The organism is Microbacterium sp. NPDC008134 (assembly GCF_042957055.1).
Classification (GTDB): domain Bacteria; phylum Actinomycetota; class Actinomycetes; order Actinomycetales; family Microbacteriaceae; genus Microbacterium.
In genome coordinates this window covers 170,484-187,278 of record NZ_JBIBHO010000004.1, presented here as the reverse complement: position 1 = coordinate 187,278, position 16,795 = coordinate 170,484, and the positions used below count along the sequence as shown (strand labels likewise).

General features: G+C 69.7%; 14 protein-coding genes. 8 read left to right on the top strand and 6 right to left on the bottom strand.

Features of this window, described 5'->3' with window-relative positions:
- Positions 1-26: 26 nt before the first annotated feature.
- Genes ACFY9N_RS16370 through ACFY9N_RS16355 form a run of 4 tightly spaced genes read left to right on the top strand, consistent with a single transcriptional unit; the run spans position 27 to position 4,814 of the window.
- Positions 27-1,364 carry an extracellular solute-binding protein gene (locus ACFY9N_RS16370; RefSeq protein ID WP_391479934.1) on the top strand — a complete coding sequence of 446 codons (1,338 nt, stop codon included), beginning with the start codon at positions 27-29 and terminating at the stop codon, positions 1,362-1,364.
- Entirely contained in the window at positions 1,361-2,299 is a 939-nt protein-coding gene (locus tag ACFY9N_RS16365) for a carbohydrate ABC transporter permease (RefSeq protein WP_391479933.1), read from the top strand. Before ACFY9N_RS16370 ends, ACFY9N_RS16365 begins: the two co-directional genes overlap by 4 nt.
- A complete protein-coding gene (locus ACFY9N_RS16360) occupies positions 2,299-3,234 on the top strand; it encodes a carbohydrate ABC transporter permease (RefSeq protein WP_391479932.1) in 936 nt (311 codons plus the stop codon). The genes ACFY9N_RS16365 and ACFY9N_RS16360 overlap by 1 nt, the downstream gene beginning before the upstream one ends.
- A 47-nt stretch (positions 3,235-3,281) precedes the next feature.
- On the top strand, positions 3,282-4,814 hold the full coding sequence (locus tag ACFY9N_RS16355) for an alpha-N-arabinofuranosidase (protein WP_391479931.1): 1,533 nt from the start codon (positions 3,282-3,284) through the stop codon (positions 4,812-4,814).
- Between the two features lie 100 nt (positions 4,815-4,914).
- On the opposite strand, the gene ACFY9N_RS16350 is transcribed toward ACFY9N_RS16355, so the two are convergent.
- The 6 genes from ACFY9N_RS16350 to ACFY9N_RS16325 all read right to left on the bottom strand — a co-directional run bounded on the left by ACFY9N_RS16350 (position 4,915) and on the right by ACFY9N_RS16325 (position 13,475).
- The gene (locus tag ACFY9N_RS16350) at positions 4,915-5,976 is read right to left on the bottom strand and encodes a hypothetical protein (RefSeq protein ID WP_391479930.1); all 1,062 of its coding nucleotides are present in this window, start codon (positions 5,974-5,976) and stop codon (positions 4,915-4,917) included.
- A 334-nt stretch (positions 5,977-6,310) separates the two neighbouring features.
- Complete coding sequence (gene eccCa / locus ACFY9N_RS16345; protein ID WP_391479929.1) at positions 6,311-10,267, bottom strand: type VII secretion protein EccCa; 3,957 nt, start codon at positions 10,265-10,267, stop codon at positions 6,311-6,313.
- Complete coding sequence (locus ACFY9N_RS16340) at positions 10,264-11,052, bottom strand: hypothetical protein (protein WP_391479927.1); 789 nt, start codon at positions 11,050-11,052, stop codon at positions 10,264-10,266. Before ACFY9N_RS16340 ends, eccCa begins: the two co-directional genes overlap by 4 nt.
- Positions 11,049-12,392, bottom strand: coding sequence for an EsaB/YukD family protein (locus tag ACFY9N_RS16335; RefSeq protein ID WP_391479926.1), 1,344 nt, complete (start codon positions 12,390-12,392; stop codon positions 11,049-11,051). The genes ACFY9N_RS16340 and ACFY9N_RS16335 overlap by 4 nt, the downstream gene beginning before the upstream one ends.
- Positions 12,389-12,655 (bottom strand): hypothetical protein, encoded by a 267-nt coding sequence (locus ACFY9N_RS16330; protein ID WP_391479925.1) that lies wholly within the window; start codon positions 12,653-12,655, stop codon positions 12,389-12,391. Before ACFY9N_RS16330 ends, ACFY9N_RS16335 begins: the two co-directional genes overlap by 4 nt.
- A complete protein-coding gene (locus tag ACFY9N_RS16325; RefSeq protein ID WP_391479924.1) occupies positions 12,648-13,475 on the bottom strand; it encodes an FHA domain-containing protein in 828 nt (275 codons plus the stop codon). The genes ACFY9N_RS16330 and ACFY9N_RS16325 overlap by 8 nt, the downstream gene beginning before the upstream one ends.
- A 167-nt stretch (positions 13,476-13,642) precedes the next feature.
- Between ACFY9N_RS16325 and ACFY9N_RS16320 the strand changes: the two genes are divergently transcribed.
- The 4 genes from ACFY9N_RS16320 to ACFY9N_RS16305 all read left to right on the top strand — a co-directional run bounded on the left by ACFY9N_RS16320 (position 13,643) and on the right by ACFY9N_RS16305 (position 16,751).
- Positions 13,643-14,020, top strand: a complete 378-nt coding sequence (locus ACFY9N_RS16320; RefSeq protein ID WP_391479922.1) for a DUF6507 family protein — start codon at positions 13,643-13,645, stop codon at positions 14,018-14,020.
- Complete coding sequence (locus ACFY9N_RS16315; RefSeq protein ID WP_391479999.1) at positions 14,017-15,945, top strand: alpha/beta hydrolase; 1,929 nt, start codon at positions 14,017-14,019, stop codon at positions 15,943-15,945. The genes ACFY9N_RS16320 and ACFY9N_RS16315 overlap by 4 nt, the downstream gene beginning before the upstream one ends.
- A gap of 148 nt (positions 15,946-16,093) precedes the next feature.
- The gene (locus ACFY9N_RS16310; RefSeq protein ID WP_391479921.1) at positions 16,094-16,426 is read left to right on the top strand and encodes a hypothetical protein; all 333 of its coding nucleotides are present in this window, start codon (positions 16,094-16,096) and stop codon (positions 16,424-16,426) included.
- 16 nt (positions 16,427-16,442) lie between these two features.
- Positions 16,443-16,751, top strand: coding sequence for a pore-forming ESAT-6 family protein (locus ACFY9N_RS16305; protein WP_391479920.1), 309 nt, complete (start codon positions 16,443-16,445; stop codon positions 16,749-16,751).
- Positions 16,752-16,795: the final 44 nt, after the last annotated feature.

Sequence of the window (16,795 nt, the reverse complement as noted above, 5' to 3'; positions counted from 1 at the left end):
CACCATCCGGTCACGAAGGAGTGACGATGACGCCCCCGCTCGATCTGTCCCGTAGGCAGTTCCTCACCGCCGCCACGCTCACCGCCGGCGCGGCCCTGCTCGCCGGCTGCTCCCCCCTCTCCCCCGCAGGCTCTCGCACCGAGACCCTGCAGTTCTGGCACCTGCTCTCGGGAGGCGACGGCGTGACGATGTCGTCGCTGCTCGACGGAGTGAACTCCGCGCAGTCCGACTACCGCATCCGCCCCACCGTGCTCGCCTGGGGCACCCCGTACTACACGAAGCTCGCGATGGCGGGTGCCGGTGGCCGCGCCCCCGACGTCGCGGTCATGCACGCCACCCGCGTGAACGGCTGGGCGCCGGGCGGCCTGCTCGACAGTTGGGACGTCGACCGCCTCGCCGAGCTCGGCGTCGACCGCTCGACCTTCCCCGGCCCGATCTGGGAGAAGGGCTTCGTCGGCGACCGGCTCTTCAGCGTCGCGCTCGACGCCCACCCCTTCGTGCTCATGTTCAACACCGACATCTGCGACGCCGCGGGCGTGCTCGACTCCGACGGCGCACTGCGCGAGACGTCGTCGCCCGAGGAGTTCGTCGATCAGCTCCGCGAGGTCGGCGCCCAGGCATCCGGGCACGCGCTCTCGTTTGGCTACCTCGGCGACGGCGCCCAGATGTGGCGTCTGTTCTACGGCCTGTACGCCCAGCACGGCCTGCAGATCGAACTGCCCGTCGGCGGCAAGGCCGTGATCGACAAGGATGCCGCGGTCGAGGCGCTCACGTTCATGCAGACGCTCCTCGACGGCGAGATCGCGGCGGCGCAGGCCGACTACGGCGGGGCCGTGGCCGAGTTCGCGACCGGCAAGAGCGGCATGCTCATGACCGGCGTGTGGGAGCTGCGCACGATGCAGGCCGCGAACCTGCCCTTCGACGCGACGACCATCCCCACGATCTACGGCACCCCCGCCGTCTACGCCGACTCGCACTCCTTCGTGCTGCCCCACCAGGCGAACGCGAACGAGGAGCGCCGCGACCTCGTCTACCGCTTCGTCGCCGACATGCTGAAGGGCTCCTTCGAGTGGGCCGAGGCCGGGCACATCCCCGCCTACCTCCCGGTCACCTCCTCGCCCGCCTACGACGACCTCGTGCCGCAGGCGCACTACGCCTCGGCCGCCGACAACGTCGTCTACGACCCGACCGCGTGGTTCACCGGTTCCGGCTCGAGCTTCCAGGGCGAGTTCGGCGCCGCCGTGCAGAACGTGCTCCTCTCGGGCGCCGACCCGGCCGCCGCGATCGACCGCTTCGAGGCGCGCGTCAACACACTTCTGCGCAGACCCAATCCGGCCGACCCCGAGGGGACGTGGAAGCCATGACCTCGACCGCCACCCGCACCCTCGTGACGGGCGGAGCATCCGACTTCCGCCCCCGCCGCGCCGGCACCCGCAAGCGCGAGCAGCTCATCAGCTGGGCCTTCCTCGTCCCGTTCCTCATCGCGTTCGTGCTGTTCCTGGCATGGCCGATCCTGCACGGCATCTACCTGAGCTTCACCGACCAGTCGCTCACCGGCGCCGGCGGCGGGTTCGTCGGCTTCGCGAACTACGCCGAAGCGCTCGTCGACCCCGTCATGTGGCAGTCGATGTGGAACACGGTGTGGTTCACGCTGCTCTCGACCGTGCCGCTCGTGGCCGTGGCACTCCTCATGGCGGCGCTCGTCGACCGCGGGCTCCCCGGCCAGTGGCTGTGGCGCCTGTCGTTCTTCATGCCGTACCTGCTCGCCTCCACCGTGATCTCGCAGATCTGGGTCTGGATCTTCAACCCGCAGATCGGCGCGGCCAACAACATCCTGGAGTTCTTCGGGCTCGAGCCGATCGCGTGGCTGCAGAACTCCGACACCAACATGCTCTCGATCGTGATCGCGACCGTGTGGTGGACGGTCGGGTTCAACTTCCTGCTCTACCTCGCGGCCATGCAGAACATCCCGCCGCAGCAGTACGAGGCGGCATCCCTCGACGGGGCCGGCGCGTGGCGCCAGTTCTGGTCGATCACCCTCCCGCAGCTGGGCCCGGCGACCGTGCTGATCCTCATCCTGCAGATCCTCGCCTCGCTGAAACTGTTCGACCAGGCGTACCAGATGCTCGGTGGCGTCGCGAGTGACACCACCCGCTCGATCGTGCAGTACATCTACGAAGCCGGCTTCGTGAACTACCGCTTCGGATACTCCGCGGCGATCTCGTACGTCTTCTTCGCCCTCATCGTCATCATCGGCGTCGCGCAGGCTCTGGTCACGCGCCGCAAGAAGGAGCAGTGATGTCCTCCGCCACCCTCGTTCCCACCGAATCCGTATCCGCCGACCACACCCGCACGCTCACCGTTCCGCGGCATCGCCGCACCGCCCGCCCGAAGCTCCCCGGCCAGAAACCGTTCTCACCCCTGCGCATCGCCGCGTTCGTGGTGCTGGCGCTCCTCGCGATCGGCTGGCTGCTGCCGTTCCTCTGGGCGGTCGCGACCGCCTTCAAGACCGAGACGGATGCCGCGTCCGGCGACCCCGGGTGGATCGGCGCGAGTGGCCCGACGTTCGAGGCGTTCACCGCGATCCTCTCGCAGGGCAACGTCTACGTCTGGGCGCTCAACAGCCTGTGGACCTCGATCGCCGTGACCCTCATCACCCTGACGATCTCGGCGCTGGCCGCCTATGCCTTCTCGCGGCTCGACTTCACCGGCCGCAAGTGGCTGTTCGTCGTGATCATCGCCTCGATCGTCGTGCCGCCGCAGGTGCTGATCATCCCGCTGTTCTACGAGATGCTCGCGTTCAACCTGATCGACACGCACTGGGGCCTGATCCTGCCGCAGGTCGTCGCTCCGGCGATGGTGTTCATCCTCAAGAAGTTCTTCGACGCGATCCCCATCGAACTCGAGGACGCCGCCCGCGTCGACGGCGCCAGCCGCCTGCGCATCTTCTGGTCGATCGTGCTGCCGCTGTCGCGGCCGATCCTGGCATCCGTGGCGATCTTCGTGTTCATCGGGGCATGGAACAACTTCCTCTGGCCGTTCCTCGTGATCAACGACACCACGCTCATGACGCTGCCGGTCGGACTCCAGACCGTGATCAGCGCCTACGGCGTGCAGTACGCGCAGGTCATGGCCCAGGCCGTGCTCGCCGCGCTGCCGCTCATCGTCGTGTTCCTCATCTTCCAGAAGCAGATCGTCAAGGGAGTCGCGACCAGCGGCTTCGGCGGTCAGTAGTCCCCCCGCACCCCGCACCCCGGCATCCGCCGCAACCAAGGAGAGCAATGTCTCACGCCCGCATCACCATCGACCGCGACTTCACCATCGCCGACGTTCCCCGGAGGCTCTTCGGGTCCTTCGTCGAGCACATGGGGCGCTGCGTGTACACCGGCATCTACGAGCCGGGGCATCCGCAGGCCGATGAACGAGGATTCCGTCAGGACGTCCTCGCCCTGGTGAAGGAGATGGGGCCGACGGTCGTGCGGTACCCGGGCGGCAACTTCGTCTCGGGCTACCGCTGGGAAGACGGCGTCGGCCCGGTCGAGGACCGTCCCGTGCGCATCGACGGCGCCTGGCACACGATCGAGACCAACGCCTTCGGTCTGCACGAGTTCATGGACTGGGCGAAGGAGGCCGACGTCGAGGTGATGGAGGCGATCAACCTCGGCACCCGTGGCGTCGAGGAGGCCCGCGCGCTCGTCGAGTACGCCAACCACCCGGGCGGCACGTACTGGTCGGATCTGCGGCGCAAGAACGGTGCCGAGCAGCCCTTCGACATCAAGCTGTGGTGCTTGGGCAACGAGCTCGACGGGCCGTGGCAGATCGGCGGCAAGACGGCGGCCGAGTACGGGCGTCTCGCGCAGGAGTCGGCCAAGGCCATGAAGCTCGTCGACTCGTCGATCGAGCTCGTGGCGGTCGGGTCGTCGAACCGCCAGATGCCGACGTTCGGGTCGTGGGAGCACACCGTGCTCACGCACGCCTACGACGAGGTCGACTACGTCTCGATGCACGCGTACTACCAGGAGCACGACGGCGACACCGAGTCGTTCCTCGCGGAGTCGGTCGACATGGACGCCTTCATCGAGGGCGTCATCGCGACGGTCGACGCGGTCAAGGCCGCCGGCAAGCACACCAAGCAGGTCGACATCTCGTTCGACGAATGGAACGTGTGGGATCAGCGCAAGTACAACGACGTCGAGGCCGGTGAGATCGCGAAGGCAGGCTGGCGCGAGCACCCGCGCCTCATCGAGGACACCTACTCGGTGACGGATGCCGTCGTCGTCGGCACTCTGCTCAACAGCCTGCTGCGGCATGGTGACCGCGTGCGCATCGCCAACCAGGCGCAGCTCGTGAACGTGATCGCCCCGATCCGCTCGGAGGAGAACGGCCCGGCCTGGCGCCAGACCAGCTTCTGGCCGTTCGAGCGGATGGCGCGTCTCGCGAAGGGGCGCATCCTGCGCCTCGCGGTCTCGGCCTCGCAGATCGCGACGAAGCGCTACGGCGACGTCGACTCGGTCGATGCGGCGGCCACGTGGGACGAGGAGACCGGACGCCTGGTCGTGTTCGTGGCGAACCGCTCGCTGGACTCGGCGAACGATCTGACGATCGACCTGCACGGCCTGGGCGACCTGCGGCTGCGCCAGGCCGAGACGCTCACGATCCCCGAGGGCGGCGACCGCTCGACCGCGAACCTCGAGACGACCCCCGACACCGTGCACATGGTGCCGCTGGCCGCCGAGGTCGTCGACGGCACCGTACGCGCGACCCTGCCGGCCCTGTCGTGGTCGGTCATCGAGCTCGAGGTCGCCCGCGGCTGAGGACCTGGGTCCCTGAGCCCGTCGAAGGGCCCACCCATGGAAGGGCCCGGCATCCCCCTCGGATGCCGGGCCCTTCCGCGTTCGCTATCGGATGCCGCGACTACTCCCAGACGACCTTCGGGTCGTCGGCGGCGAAGTCGACCTTCGGGGAGAGGAGGCCCGAATAGTAGGTCGTGTACGTACCGCGCTGACCCGCGGCGTTCTGCGCCTCGACGGTGAGGTCGATCCCGAAGCTCTCATATGTCGAGACCACGGCGCGGTCACTGACCTCGCCGACGAGGCCGGTGAGCGCGGCTTCACCCTCGGCACTCATCACGCGCGACACCGCGCCGTCGACGACGGCGTAGCCGTCCTTCTCCATGCCGGTCACGTCCATACCGCACGGCGTGTTCAGCGTCTTGAGCGCCAGGCATTCCCGCAGCGACGCCGTGACGAGTTCGCGATACGACGCCACCCCTGCCTCGCTCAGCACAGGCCGGAGCATCGTGACCGCCTCCTCGCTCTTGTCGTCGGCCACGATGAGAGTCGACTCGCCCTCGATGGCGAACTCCTCGAGGACCGTGCCGAACTCGTACGTACCCGGGAAGACCAGGGCATCATCCGGCACCTCCACGCCGTTGACCGTCAGTCCGATGTCGTCGAAGCTGTAGGTCGAGACGCGTGCGGCACCGTCGAGCATCGTGATCTCACCGTCGTACTCGCTCTGGTAGATCTCGAAGTCGCGCGACACCTCGGTGCCGCCGATGGTGAATGTGGCCGTCACGGTCACGTCGCTGTACTCGCCCTCCTCCGCCTCGCCGACCTCGATGTCTTCGATCGCGCCGAGCTCGAGCGAGGCCGCCAAGACCTCGTCCGTGAGAAGCTCGTCGCTGTACGACGAGGTGTCGAGGTACTTCGCCGCCTCTTCGGCATCCCCTTCGGAGACCGCCGTGAGGTACGCCTCGACCCACTCCTCCGGGGTCGACGCCGCGGGCGCGGGCTCGTCGCCCGCGGCTCCCCCGCCCGCGTCACCGCCGCCACGACCGAGCAACGGCACGATGATGGCGGCGGCGAGCACCAGGAGCACGACGACTCCACCCGCGATGATCCCGATGATCGCGCCGAGCGGGAGCTTCTTGTTCGGCCCGAACTCTCCGCCGGCGGGCGCGGGAACGACGCCCACCGCGAGTCCCTGGTCGGGAGCGAACGGGAAGGCCTGGGGCTCCGCCGTCGGAAGCTGATGCGTCCCGGGGACGTAGCTTGCGGTATCCGGAGTCGGGCCGGCCGCACCCGGGGCGGGTGCCGAGGGTGAGGGCGGGGGCGCCGGCTGTGTCACGTCCGGCGCTACCGCCGGTGGTGGTGGCGCCGGTGCAGCGGGCGGCGCGGGCGGCGCCGGGTCTGGGGTGGGCGGGGTCTCCGGTGTCTCGTTTTCACTCACCAGCACAGCATAATGTCCTCATGCGTGGCATATCGGTATGCTTTTCCGACCGAACGCCGCCACGACCGGCATCCGCCTCTCAGCTTCTGCCGCCCGCCTCGAACCGCGCGATCTGCACGAGAGTCGCCCTCGAGCCGCGCTGCAGGAAACGCGCTCGCCCCGGCACCATCTGCTCGGCGAACACCTTGGGCAGCAGTGGCCCCTCGCCGCGGTCTCCGCTCATGACCAGCGTCGACCCGCCGGTGTCTCGCAGCGACTGGAGCCCGGTGTCGTACATCGCGCGCGATGCTCCGAGCACGGGTCGGGTGATGACGACGTTCAGACCGAGGTCGCGCGCCGACGCGAGGTACGGCATCAGCGGTCGCAACGGCTCGGTTCCTCCGGCGGCGAGCACGTCGAAGTCGTCGATCACCACGAGGATGCGCGGACCGGCCGCTTTCGCCGTCTGCCTCTTCTCGAGCTCGATCGCGATCGACTCCGCGAGCTGACGCGCGAGCGGGGCGGAGGCGGCGTGCCCGCCCAGGTACGACTCCGGCACCTCCTCGGCGAGCTCTCCCCGCACGTCCATGAGAGCGATCACGAGATCCTCCGCCGTGTGCCCCGCCAGCGCTCCCCGCACGATCCCGCGCAGCACGGTCGTCTTCCCGCAGCCGGTGTCTCCCAACACCAGCAGGTGCGGATCGTTCCGCGCCAGGTCGAGCGAGAATCCCCGCATCGTGTCCTGCCGCAGCCCCAACGGGATCGACGACGGATCGGTCCCGACATCCGGCACCGCCTGTGGATCGAGATCCTCCGGGAGCAACCGGATCGGCATCGCCTCCGGCCCCGCCCACGACAGCGCCGACTGCCGTGCGAGCGTCTCCATCAGCTCGCCGATCTCGGCGGACTCGTCGTCTTCGAGAACGGGGAGCGCGACGTGCGCGAACTCGGAGGCATCCGTCAGCGCCCGGCCGGGCTCGTCGCTCCGCAGCGACGACGAGAGCTTGCGCGAGACCTGCGAATCGCTCGGATCGTTCAGCCCCAGTTCGATGCGCGTGCCGACCACTCCCTGCTGGGGCGTGCGGAGATCGGCCCAGCGGTTGAGGGTCACCACCACATGGATGCCGAAACTGCCGCCGCGGTCGATGAGGCGCTGCAGCGCTTCCTCGTTCTCCTCGAAGTCGGCCCGAAGAGATGCGTATCCGTCGACGAGCAGCACGACATCGGCTGAGGGCAGAAGCGGCAGCTCCCCGGCCGCATGGCGGCGGCGCAGGTCGTCGACCGAATCGATCCCCTCCCGGCGGAACAGCTGCTCGCGCACGCCGAGCATCGTCGTGAGCTCTTCGAGCAGACGCCCGACGCGCTCCCGATGCCCACGGGTCGCGACCCCACCGACATGCGGGAAGCCCTCGATGCGCGCGAGACCACCGCCGGTGAGGTCGAGGCCGTAGACGCTCACCTGTTGCGGGGTGCGCGTCACGGCGATCGACGCGGCGACGGTGCGCAGGAACGTCGACCGACCCGACTGGGGCGCGCCCATCACGCTGACATGCCCACCGGATCGGGTCAGATCGAGGCTCCACGGCAGCTGCCGCTGGTGCGCCGGCTCATCGAGCAGTCCGATCGGGATGCTGAGACCCGTGACGTCGTCGGCCGCGGCGCTCGATGGCAGCAGGCTCCCCAGAGCGACGCGCAGGGGAAGCGGTGCCAACCACACCGGACGCGTGCGAGGCGCGCCCTTCGCGAGTCGCTCCACGGCCACATCCACCAGGGCACGTTCCGGGAGCGCCGCCTCCGTCGGGGCATGCTCCCGCAGCGGCGACGGCTCGGGCTCGGCATCCGCCGCCGCATCCGCCACATCCGCAGCATCCGCCACCGACGGCATCCGGTCGTATGCGCCGATCATCCTCACCTGGGGTTCCTCCGCGGTCTCGACCGGATGCTCCCGCACATCGTCGACCGGCCCCGAGACGTACCCCGCGCGGAGCCGGGTGTACACCGAGGTGTCGACCTTGAGGTAGGCGTACCCCGGAATCGCCGGCAGGTGGAAGGCGTCCTGGGTGTCGAGCACCATGGCGCTCTCGGCCGCCGAGAACGTGCGCAATCCGATCCGGTACGACAGGTAGGTCTCGAGTCCGCGGAGGCGCCCCGACTCGATCCGCTGGCTCGAGAGCAGGAGGTGCACACCGATCGATCGACCGATGCGGCCGATCGTGAGAAGCAGATCGACGAACTCCGGTTCGGCGGTCAGGAGTTCGCCGAACTCGTCGATGACGAGGAAGAGGTGGGGCAACGCAGGCAGTTCGGGGCGCGTGCGTCGAAGCTGCCGGTAGTGCGTGATCGACGCCGAGTTGTCGGCCGCCTTCAGCAGCTGCTGCCGACGCACCACCTCACCGTTGATGCTCGCACGTGCGCGTTCGGTGAGTTGGGGATCATCGGCGAGGTTGTCGATGATCCCGGCGACGTGCGGAAGCCGCGCGAACGGTGCGAACGCCGCCCCTCCCTTGTAGTCGACGAGGATCATGCTGAGATCTTCCGGGCCGTGCGTCGCCGCCAGGCCGAGCACGAGAGTGCGCAACAGTTCGCTCTTGCCCGATCCCGTCGCTCCGATGCAGATGCCGTGCGGTCCCATGCCCAGTTGCGCGGACTCCTTGAGATCGAGGAGCACGGGTGCGCCCGTGTCGTCGACGCCGATCGGCACCCGGAGGAAGTCCGCCGAGGATCGGGGACCCCACGCCCGGTCGGGATCGATGCGTGCCACATCGCCGAGCCCCAGCATCTCCCCGAGGTCGGGAGCCACGGCGTCGGTCGCCTCCGCCGCCGTCGCCCTGCTGATCCGCAGCGCGGCGAGCGGACGGGCGATCGTCTCGAGCATCCGTTGTTCGACGGCATCCGGAGCGTAGACCACCGTCGCTCCGGGATCGGCGAGGGTCTCGATGCCGCCCCGATCAGCGTCGACCGTGATGCGGGCGACCACGTTCTCGGGCTCCTTGAGGCGATCGTCGACGAGGTGCACGATCGTGATGCCGAGATCCGCGGCGTCGAGGACCGAGTCCCAACGCGGCGGGGTCGTCGCGTAGCCGTCGCCCTCATCGATGAAGAGCACGAGACGCACCGGCCGGATGCGCCGGCCCGCACGACGCGCCGCCGTCGTGGTCGCGACGCGGTCGCGCAGCTCGGGAGCGATCACGGCGATCAGCGCGTCGAGGTCCGGGCCGGAACGGCGCGCGAGCGGCTGGTCGCCGGCGGGACGAGGGGCGTTGACGTGCGGGAGCAGATCGAACCCGCACCAGTCGGCGACAGCGGATGCCGGAACCACGGCTGCGAGGTGCACCTCATCGGGCGAATGGAACGTCGCGAGCTGCACCGCGAGCGCTCGCGCGGCTCTCAGCGCGTGCACCCGTTCACCGACGATCGCGTACTGGCCGCCGGTGGAGAGATCGATCGTCGCCGGCATCCCCTGGACCACCCCCGCCGATCGCACCAGCCGTTCGGCCGCAGCCTTCATGATCGGGTCGTACGGCTGCACGGGATTCGATTCCTCGGGCAGAGCGACCGGGAGTACTGGGAGATCTCCGGTGCCGATGCGCGCGTGGAGGAAGTCGGGATCGGACGGGCGGCACTCCCAGCGACGCGCCGGATCATGCCCGATCTCGACGAGGGCCGAGGGGGACGGATGCCGCAGGAGAGCTGCGCCACGTACGTCCTCCGCCCGCCCATGCTGTTGCACACGCACCCGCTCGAGGTGATCGAGATAGCGCTCGCGCTGCAGGCGACGCTGTCGCGCCGCGTTGCCCCGAGTCGTGAAGGCCATGCCGATGCCGCCGACCAGGGCCACGACGAGGATCACCGCGCCGATCACGACGAACATCGGGTTGCCGCGCAGGAGCACCATCATCGTGATCGACGACAGGCTGCCGACGATCGGCAGCACCGACTGCAGCGGGAATCCGGCGGCGGCGTCATTGCTCGCCGGCGGAGCGGTCAGCACGATGCCCTCCGGAGGCTCCGCCGGGAGGACGGCGCGCGCCGGACGGTGAACGATACGCTGCGTCACGCGTCGACCTCTTCGACGAGCGCGCCGGCCACACGCAGGAGAGCCTGCCGCGCCCGGAACGATCGAGCCGATCCGCCGCCGGCCAAGGACGTGTCGTGCGGAATGAGGATCACCGGGTGCGCGGTCTGTGCCGCGAGCACGGCCGGAATCCGCCGGGCTTCCCGCGCCACGTCGACGAGGGCGATGACGGTGCGAGGCGCATCGGAAAGGGCAGCGACCGCCTCGGCCACGACCCGGGCCAGCTCGGCGCCCACGCGCTGCGCAGGCGCGACCACGCAGATCGCGTCGCAGAGCGCGGCGATCTCGGCGAGCTCGCGATCGGGGTCTCGCGTGCCGAAGTCCGCGACCACGATCTCGTGGAAGCGCATGATCGGCGAGATCTCGCGCCTCCACGCCGCGACCGGGGAGGAGGCGGCGTCCGAGGGGCGTGAACCGAGAACCCCGGAGACCTCCTGCACCATCCGTCGGGCGTCGACACTCGTGCGGAACACCCGCCGATCCCGACGCGGCGCGGTCTCCGCGACCCCGAGTCGGCGCGCGAGATCGCCTTCGGGCGACAGATCGACCACGAGGGGCGGAGCCGTCCGTCGCCGCCGGAGCAGTCTCACGACCTCGCCGGCGATCGATGTCGCACCGGCGCCGGCGGCGAGGTGCACGAACCCGATCCGATGCACGGCCCCCATCGGCCGCGTGATTGCCGCGTCCCACGAGGTGAGACGGGAGTGCAAGCGCGCGCCACTGCCGAACATCGCGACGGGCACGCCCCCGCGATCGATCGGGGTCATGCGCCGCCCCCGAACAGCGCGAGCAGATCGGCGTAGATCCCGAACACGCCCACGGCGAGCGGCACCGTGGCGACCACGGCCGCGGTCTCGAGCGCGTCGCCGAAGGAACGGAGCCTCGCACGCTGGTGCGCCCTCGGACGCGCGAGTCCCGCCGTGGCCGCCACCGTGCCGATCACCACGGCGCCGGCCGCGGCGACCCACCCGAGCGAGTCCTGCAGGATGAGCGTCGCGGCCGCGCCCCCCGTGATCCCCATCGCCGCCGCCCAAAGCAGGAACCCCTGGGCACGGAGCGGGAACGCCCGCGAGCGCAGCATCAGCACGAGAGCGAGCACCACCGCGAGAAGCCGCGCCCAGACGCCGCCCGACATCCAGAGGACGATGCCGCAGAACGCCGTCATCACGCCCAGCACCGCCACGACTCCGTCGAGGGTGCGATACGCCTCGCTCACCGCATCGAGCGCGGCGGGCCGAGGAAGGTCGGCGTTCTCCGCGACTCGGTGGTCGAGACCCGTCAACCCGGACGCCGAGAGCGCGATCCACGGCACGAGCCCCACCAGCAGAGCGGCGATGACTCCGATCACGGCAGTCGCCTGCGCCTGCGGCATGCCCGCTGCCAGAGCGGTGATCAGCGGAGCGCTCAGCGCGATGCCCAACGCACCCCCGACCATCGCTCCGCGCGAGCGACGCGCAACCCCCACCGCGAGCACCAGCACTCCCGAGCACACGAGCACGATCCACAGCGCGGCGCTCGGCATCACGGACATCGGATGCTGCGCGGCCCGAGCATCCGCCATCTGCGTGGCGGCCGGGATGCCGGCGCCGATCGCCGCTGTCGCGAGCACCGTCGCGATCCGCGAGCGGCCGAGCAGGCCGAAGCCCACGGCGAAAACGACGAGCACGCCCAGGAAACCGAACCGGGCCGCGATCCCGGCGGGGCCCGTGAGCGGCACCGCGATCGATACGGTTGCTGCGCACAACGCCACGCCCACCGCGCTGACGACGACGCGCGACGCCTCGCTCCAGCGGTCGTGGCGCCCGTCGAGCTCGTCGGCGACCACGTCGACGACGTCGATCACCATCGGTGGCGGCGGCGCGGAATCGAACGGGATCAGATGGAGCACCGATCCGTCACCGAGGTCCTGTTCGCGGGCGGAACGCTCGAGGTCGAGCGAGTCACCCATCGCCGTCACGAGCGCCAGGGGCCGGGCATCGGCACCGGCGGGTTCGGCCAGGGCATCGATCAGGTGAGGCAGCAGGATGCCGAGCGGATCGTCGCTCGACACGGCGATCTCGGCTCGTCGTGACGCGCCTCGAACACTCAGGCGGGTGAAATCGCTCACACGGGCTCCTCTTCGATGATGCTGATCGTCGCGTTCTGCCGGGCCTTCTCGGCCGCCTGCCTCTCGAGCAGATCGGTGACGAACGAGATGCCGACGCAAACGGCGCAAGCGAGAGCCGCGACGATGATCGAGGCGATGAATCGCCGGACGTTGTCGTTCACGGTGCGGCGCTCGGAGATGCGCCCGTAGAGCATCGCGGCTCCGAGCCGGAAGCGCTGCGTGCGCGCCTCCTCGATGAGCGCACGGTCGCGGAGGTCAGGCACGATGCACCTCCGGGAGAGACACATCGCGGAGGTCGGACTCTTCGAGGGCGGCCCGGCGATCGCGGCGGGAACCGGCGATCGTCAGGTTTCGATCCCCCAGCCAGAGCACGGCATCCGCGCGCATCCGCGTCGGGACGAAGGGATCGAGCGTCGTGCGCTCCACACCGATCTCCAACGTCGTGCCGTTGGCGGAGCCGAGATCGGTGATCCAGACACTCTCGCCGTCCCACTCGAGTCGCGCGTGGGTCTTCGAGAGGGTGCGCGAGAGATCGGGCCAGGAGAACCGCTGGTCGCCGCGGGCATCCACCGTCGGATTCCTGCCGACCACGAGGGCACGCGCGAACGGCAGCCGCTGACCGGAATCGAGGAGCGCGACGGCATTCGTCGCCCGGATCGGCGCACGGGAGGACACAGTCGGTTCGGGGAAGCGATAGGCGGCGACGGCTGGGGTGATCGGGTCTCGTCCGCGACGGATGTCGAAGGCGCCGAGGCGTCCGGCGACGACGTCGGCGGCGAGCAACCGCCCGGAGGGGCATCCGCTCGATCTCTCGACGACGCGGATCCCGAACACCCACGCGCCGAGGGTGCGTCCGGCGACCGCGAGGGCGACGGTCTGCACAGCGATGACGGCGGTCGCGAGCAGGATCAGCGCCGTGCCGAGCAGGGCCCGATCCGCCGCGAACGCGAGAGCCGCGCACGTCAGCGACGCCAGCAGCGGGAGGAGATCCGAGACCAGGGCGGGACACCACGCCCTGGTATCGGCTCGCACGCTGTAGACGAACGCGTCGACGCCGCCATCCGCCTTCTGCACCGTGCTCATGACCCCCCTTTGCGAGTGCGCCCCACGCGCACCCACGGTCGGCGAGTTTATACATACGAGGACACTTGCCGGAGCGTCCCTGTGGATAACTCCGCCTCTCTCGGAGATCGCTTTGTTACGCTCCCGGCGCTCGACCGTGGGGTCGGGCAGACCGGAGGAAAGTGAACATGAGTGAATGGCGAGTGGATCCCGACGGGGTCCTGGGCGTTCTGAAGGGGCTCGATGACACCGCGCCGCACTTCGAGCGGAGTCGCGACGCGATCGAGGAGGCGGCGTTCGAGGGGGGCGTCGCACTCGTCGCGGACGGGCGGCGAGTGCTCGCGTCGGCGTGGAACGCGTTCCTGGAGGAACGGCGCCTCGTCCCGGGCAAGATCATGTACGCCGTGAACGCGGCGGCCGACGCCGTGGGGGCGGCGACGATCGCGGTGGTGACCGGCGACGAGACGATGGCCGACGACCTCCGCGCCGCGGAGTACGCGTGGCGCGACTCGTCGCCGGCCGTGTACGGAGGGTCACGCATCACGGCGGGCGGGTGCCGACGATGAACGGATGCTCGGGCGCGCTCCCGACCGTACTGGACTCGGCGAAGCTGCACGCATTGGCCGATCGACTGCGGCTCGCAGCCGAGGAAGTCGACGACGCGATGACGCAGGCGACGGACCGCTGGCGCCGGATGAGCGAGGTCTTCGATGTGCGCGGGGCGCAGAGCGCCCACCATCTGCTGGACCGGCCGGCGCGATCGGCGGAGAGCTTCGTCGAAGCACTGGCGGCCGCGCGAACGCGATTGACGGATGCCGCGGACGCCGTGTTCCCCGACCTGCAGCGCCGCCGAGATCTCCTCGCAGCCCGCGTCGCGAGCGCCAACGAGCGGTACGACGACGCGCTGCGCGATGCCGCCGAGGCCGAGGCCCGTTACGTGCGGGAGAACGATGCGGACGCGCGGTCGGCGGCCGCCCTCACCGCCGCATCCCGGCGGATGGCGGCCTGGGATGCCCGAACCACCACCGAGGCCGCGCTCGGCGAGCTCGACGCCGAGATCGCGCGGTTGCGCCACGACGTCGAGCAGGCCGAAGACGATCTCGCGAGCGGTCTGCGCGCGATCAGCGGGGGCGACGAGGTGTCGGATGCCTGGGGCGCGCGGGTCGGTGTGTCGCAGGACTACTGGGGCGGGATGCGTGCGGCGTACCCGGGCCGCCCGGGCTCGCCCGAGCCGCTCGCCGACCGCCTGACGCGCTCGCTGTCGGATGCTTCGGCCGAGCGCATCTCCTGGATGGGACGAGCCGACCGCGACGACGTGCGCCGCTGGGTCGAACGGCACCCCGATTTCGCGAGCGCTGTGGGTCTGATCGATCCGGGGCGAGCACGGCGCTTGTGGATGCGGTTCGATCCGGCGGCGCTCGTCCAGTTGTTCACGGTCGCTCCCTTCGCGGTCGGCAATCTCAACGGAATCCCGGCGACGACGCGCGACGACTTCAACCGGGAGTCCCTGTCACAGATGCTCGCGGATGATGCCCTGAGCGACGAGCACCGCGAGCAGTTGCGGGGCCTGTCGGAGGTCCTCGACGACGATCCGAGGCCGCTTCTGCTCTCGCTCTTCGCGGAGACCGACGACGGCAGCCCGCGCGCCAGCATCGGGTGGGGCGACGTCGACAGCGCCGATCAGATCACCACACTCACCCACGGGATCCACGAGGACCTCGGGAAGCTGCCGGCGTGGGCGGGCAGCGCCGAGGCGATGCAGGAAGCGGTCTCCGCACACCTCGCTGCTCCGGGCTCGTCGGCGACGACGGCCACCGTGATGTTCATGGAATGGGACTCGGGGTCGATGTTCAACGTGCTGAACATCGAGCGGCCCGACAACGGCGCGGTTCGCCTGGCACGGCTCCTGCACGGGTTCCGCGCGCAGTCGCCCGGGGTGCAGCTGGATCTCGGCCTGCATTCACTGGGGACCACCGCAGGCACCCAGATGATCGCCGAGCATCCCGGGCTCGTCAGCAACGCCTGGCTGTACGGGTCGGCGGGGATCAGTGAGCGGACGGCGCGCGAGCTCGCCCGTCAGATGAGTGCGGGGCAGCTCGCGATGCACGCGACGATCGCGAGCGGTACTCACCCGCTCGGCGGTGACTGGATCGCGCCGTTGGGGAGGCTCGGAGAGCATCCCGTCGATCCCGCTCGCATCCTGGGGACGCAGACGTTCAGCTCGGACGGCGGGGTGGTCGGCGACTCGGAATCCGATGAACCGGCGATCGTGGCGCGCGGCGCTGCGACGGGTGGGCACAACGTGCAGCGCTCGGATCTGCCGTTCTACCGGATCGACCCGGCGCAGCTCGTGCTGAGCCCGGTGGGGGCGCTGCTCCAGCCCTGGGATCCGCCATCCGTGGGGTACCTCGACCCTGCGTCGCAGTCGTTCCGACAGTCGGTGATGGACATCGCCGACGGTGTCGCCCCTCCTCGCGAGGGAACTCAATGACCGCGTATGGCATCAGAAAGCATTCGTACGCACCTGTGGATAACTTCGCCGCCGAGCGTGGCAGCCCTGTTACTCTCTCCTCGCCCATCGGGGATGATCGCCTCTCCGCGATCACAGGGAAGAGTGGGCGACGAAAGGAAGCCGGAGTATGAAGTTCGACATGGGAGCCGAGACGCTCAGCGTTCTCGGCAAGCAGACATCGGGATCGAGCGACGATCTCGGAGCGCTCGTGAAGCAGCTCGTGGTCGCCGCCGACCCGCTGATGCAGGTGCACGCGGGAGCGGCGAAAGCGGCGTTCGACAGCTTCAAGCTCCGCACCGACGACGTCGCCGCGGAACTGAACACGTCGCTCGCCGCCGTGCTCGGCGGCATCTCGGGCATGGACCGCGCGTTCCGCGAGGGAGAGTCCGAGATGGTCGACCAGACCCGTGGAGCCGAGAGCGGGGCGTCCTTCGAGGCCGCACGCTTCGCCGGACGCTGAGAACGAGGAGACAGAAATGGCATACGAAGATCGCCGCGCCTACAGCGTCGCCGCCTCGCAGGAGGTCCAGGGAGAGTTCACCCGCGTCTCGAGCCTGCTCGAGAGCCTGATCGCCGACCGCGACAAGGCCGTGCAGAACGCCATGGCCGACTACTCCGCCGACGGGGTCTCCGAGGAGTACCGCGGCAAGGAGCTGCGGTGGAAGAACGCCGCTGACGAGGTGCGCAACATCATCACGCTGCTGCGCAGCACGATGGAGAGCAATGACGGTACCGCCTCGCAGGCGGGTGCGCGCGCTCGCGCCGCCGTCGAGAACATCGGCTGACGAGAGAGCGGATGCCGCACCGAGAGAGCCTGGGTCCCTGAGCC

Excerpts from the sequence above, each read along its gene's own strand:
- ACFY9N_RS16370 (WP_391479934.1), top strand. The coding sequence starts at position 27 with ATGACGCCCCCGCTCGATCTGTCCCGTAGGCAGTTCCTCACCGCCGCC.
- ACFY9N_RS16365 (WP_391479933.1), top strand. The coding sequence starts at position 1,361 with ATGACCTCGACCGCCACCCGCACCCTCGTGACGGGCGGAGCATCCGAC.
- ACFY9N_RS16360 (WP_391479932.1), top strand. The coding sequence starts at position 2,299 with ATGTCCTCCGCCACCCTCGTTCCCACCGAATCCGTATCCGCCGACCAC.
- ACFY9N_RS16355 (WP_391479931.1), top strand. The coding sequence starts at position 3,282 with ATGTCTCACGCCCGCATCACCATCGACCGCGACTTCACCATCGCCGAC.
- ACFY9N_RS16340 (WP_391479927.1), bottom strand. The coding sequence starts at position 11,052 with ATGACCCCGATCGATCGCGGGGGCGTGCCCGTCGCGATGTTCGGCAGT.
- ACFY9N_RS16325 (WP_391479924.1), bottom strand. The coding sequence starts at position 13,475 with ATGAGCACGGTGCAGAAGGCGGATGGCGGCGTCGACGCGTTCGTCTAC.
- ACFY9N_RS16320 (WP_391479922.1), top strand. The coding sequence starts at position 13,643 with ATGAGTGAATGGCGAGTGGATCCCGACGGGGTCCTGGGCGTTCTGAAG.
- ACFY9N_RS16315 (WP_391479999.1), top strand. The coding sequence starts at position 14,017 with ATGAACGGATGCTCGGGCGCGCTCCCGACCGTACTGGACTCGGCGAAG.
- ACFY9N_RS16310 (WP_391479921.1), top strand. The coding sequence starts at position 16,094 with ATGAAGTTCGACATGGGAGCCGAGACGCTCAGCGTTCTCGGCAAGCAG.
- ACFY9N_RS16305 (WP_391479920.1), top strand. The coding sequence starts at position 16,443 with ATGGCATACGAAGATCGCCGCGCCTACAGCGTCGCCGCCTCGCAGGAG.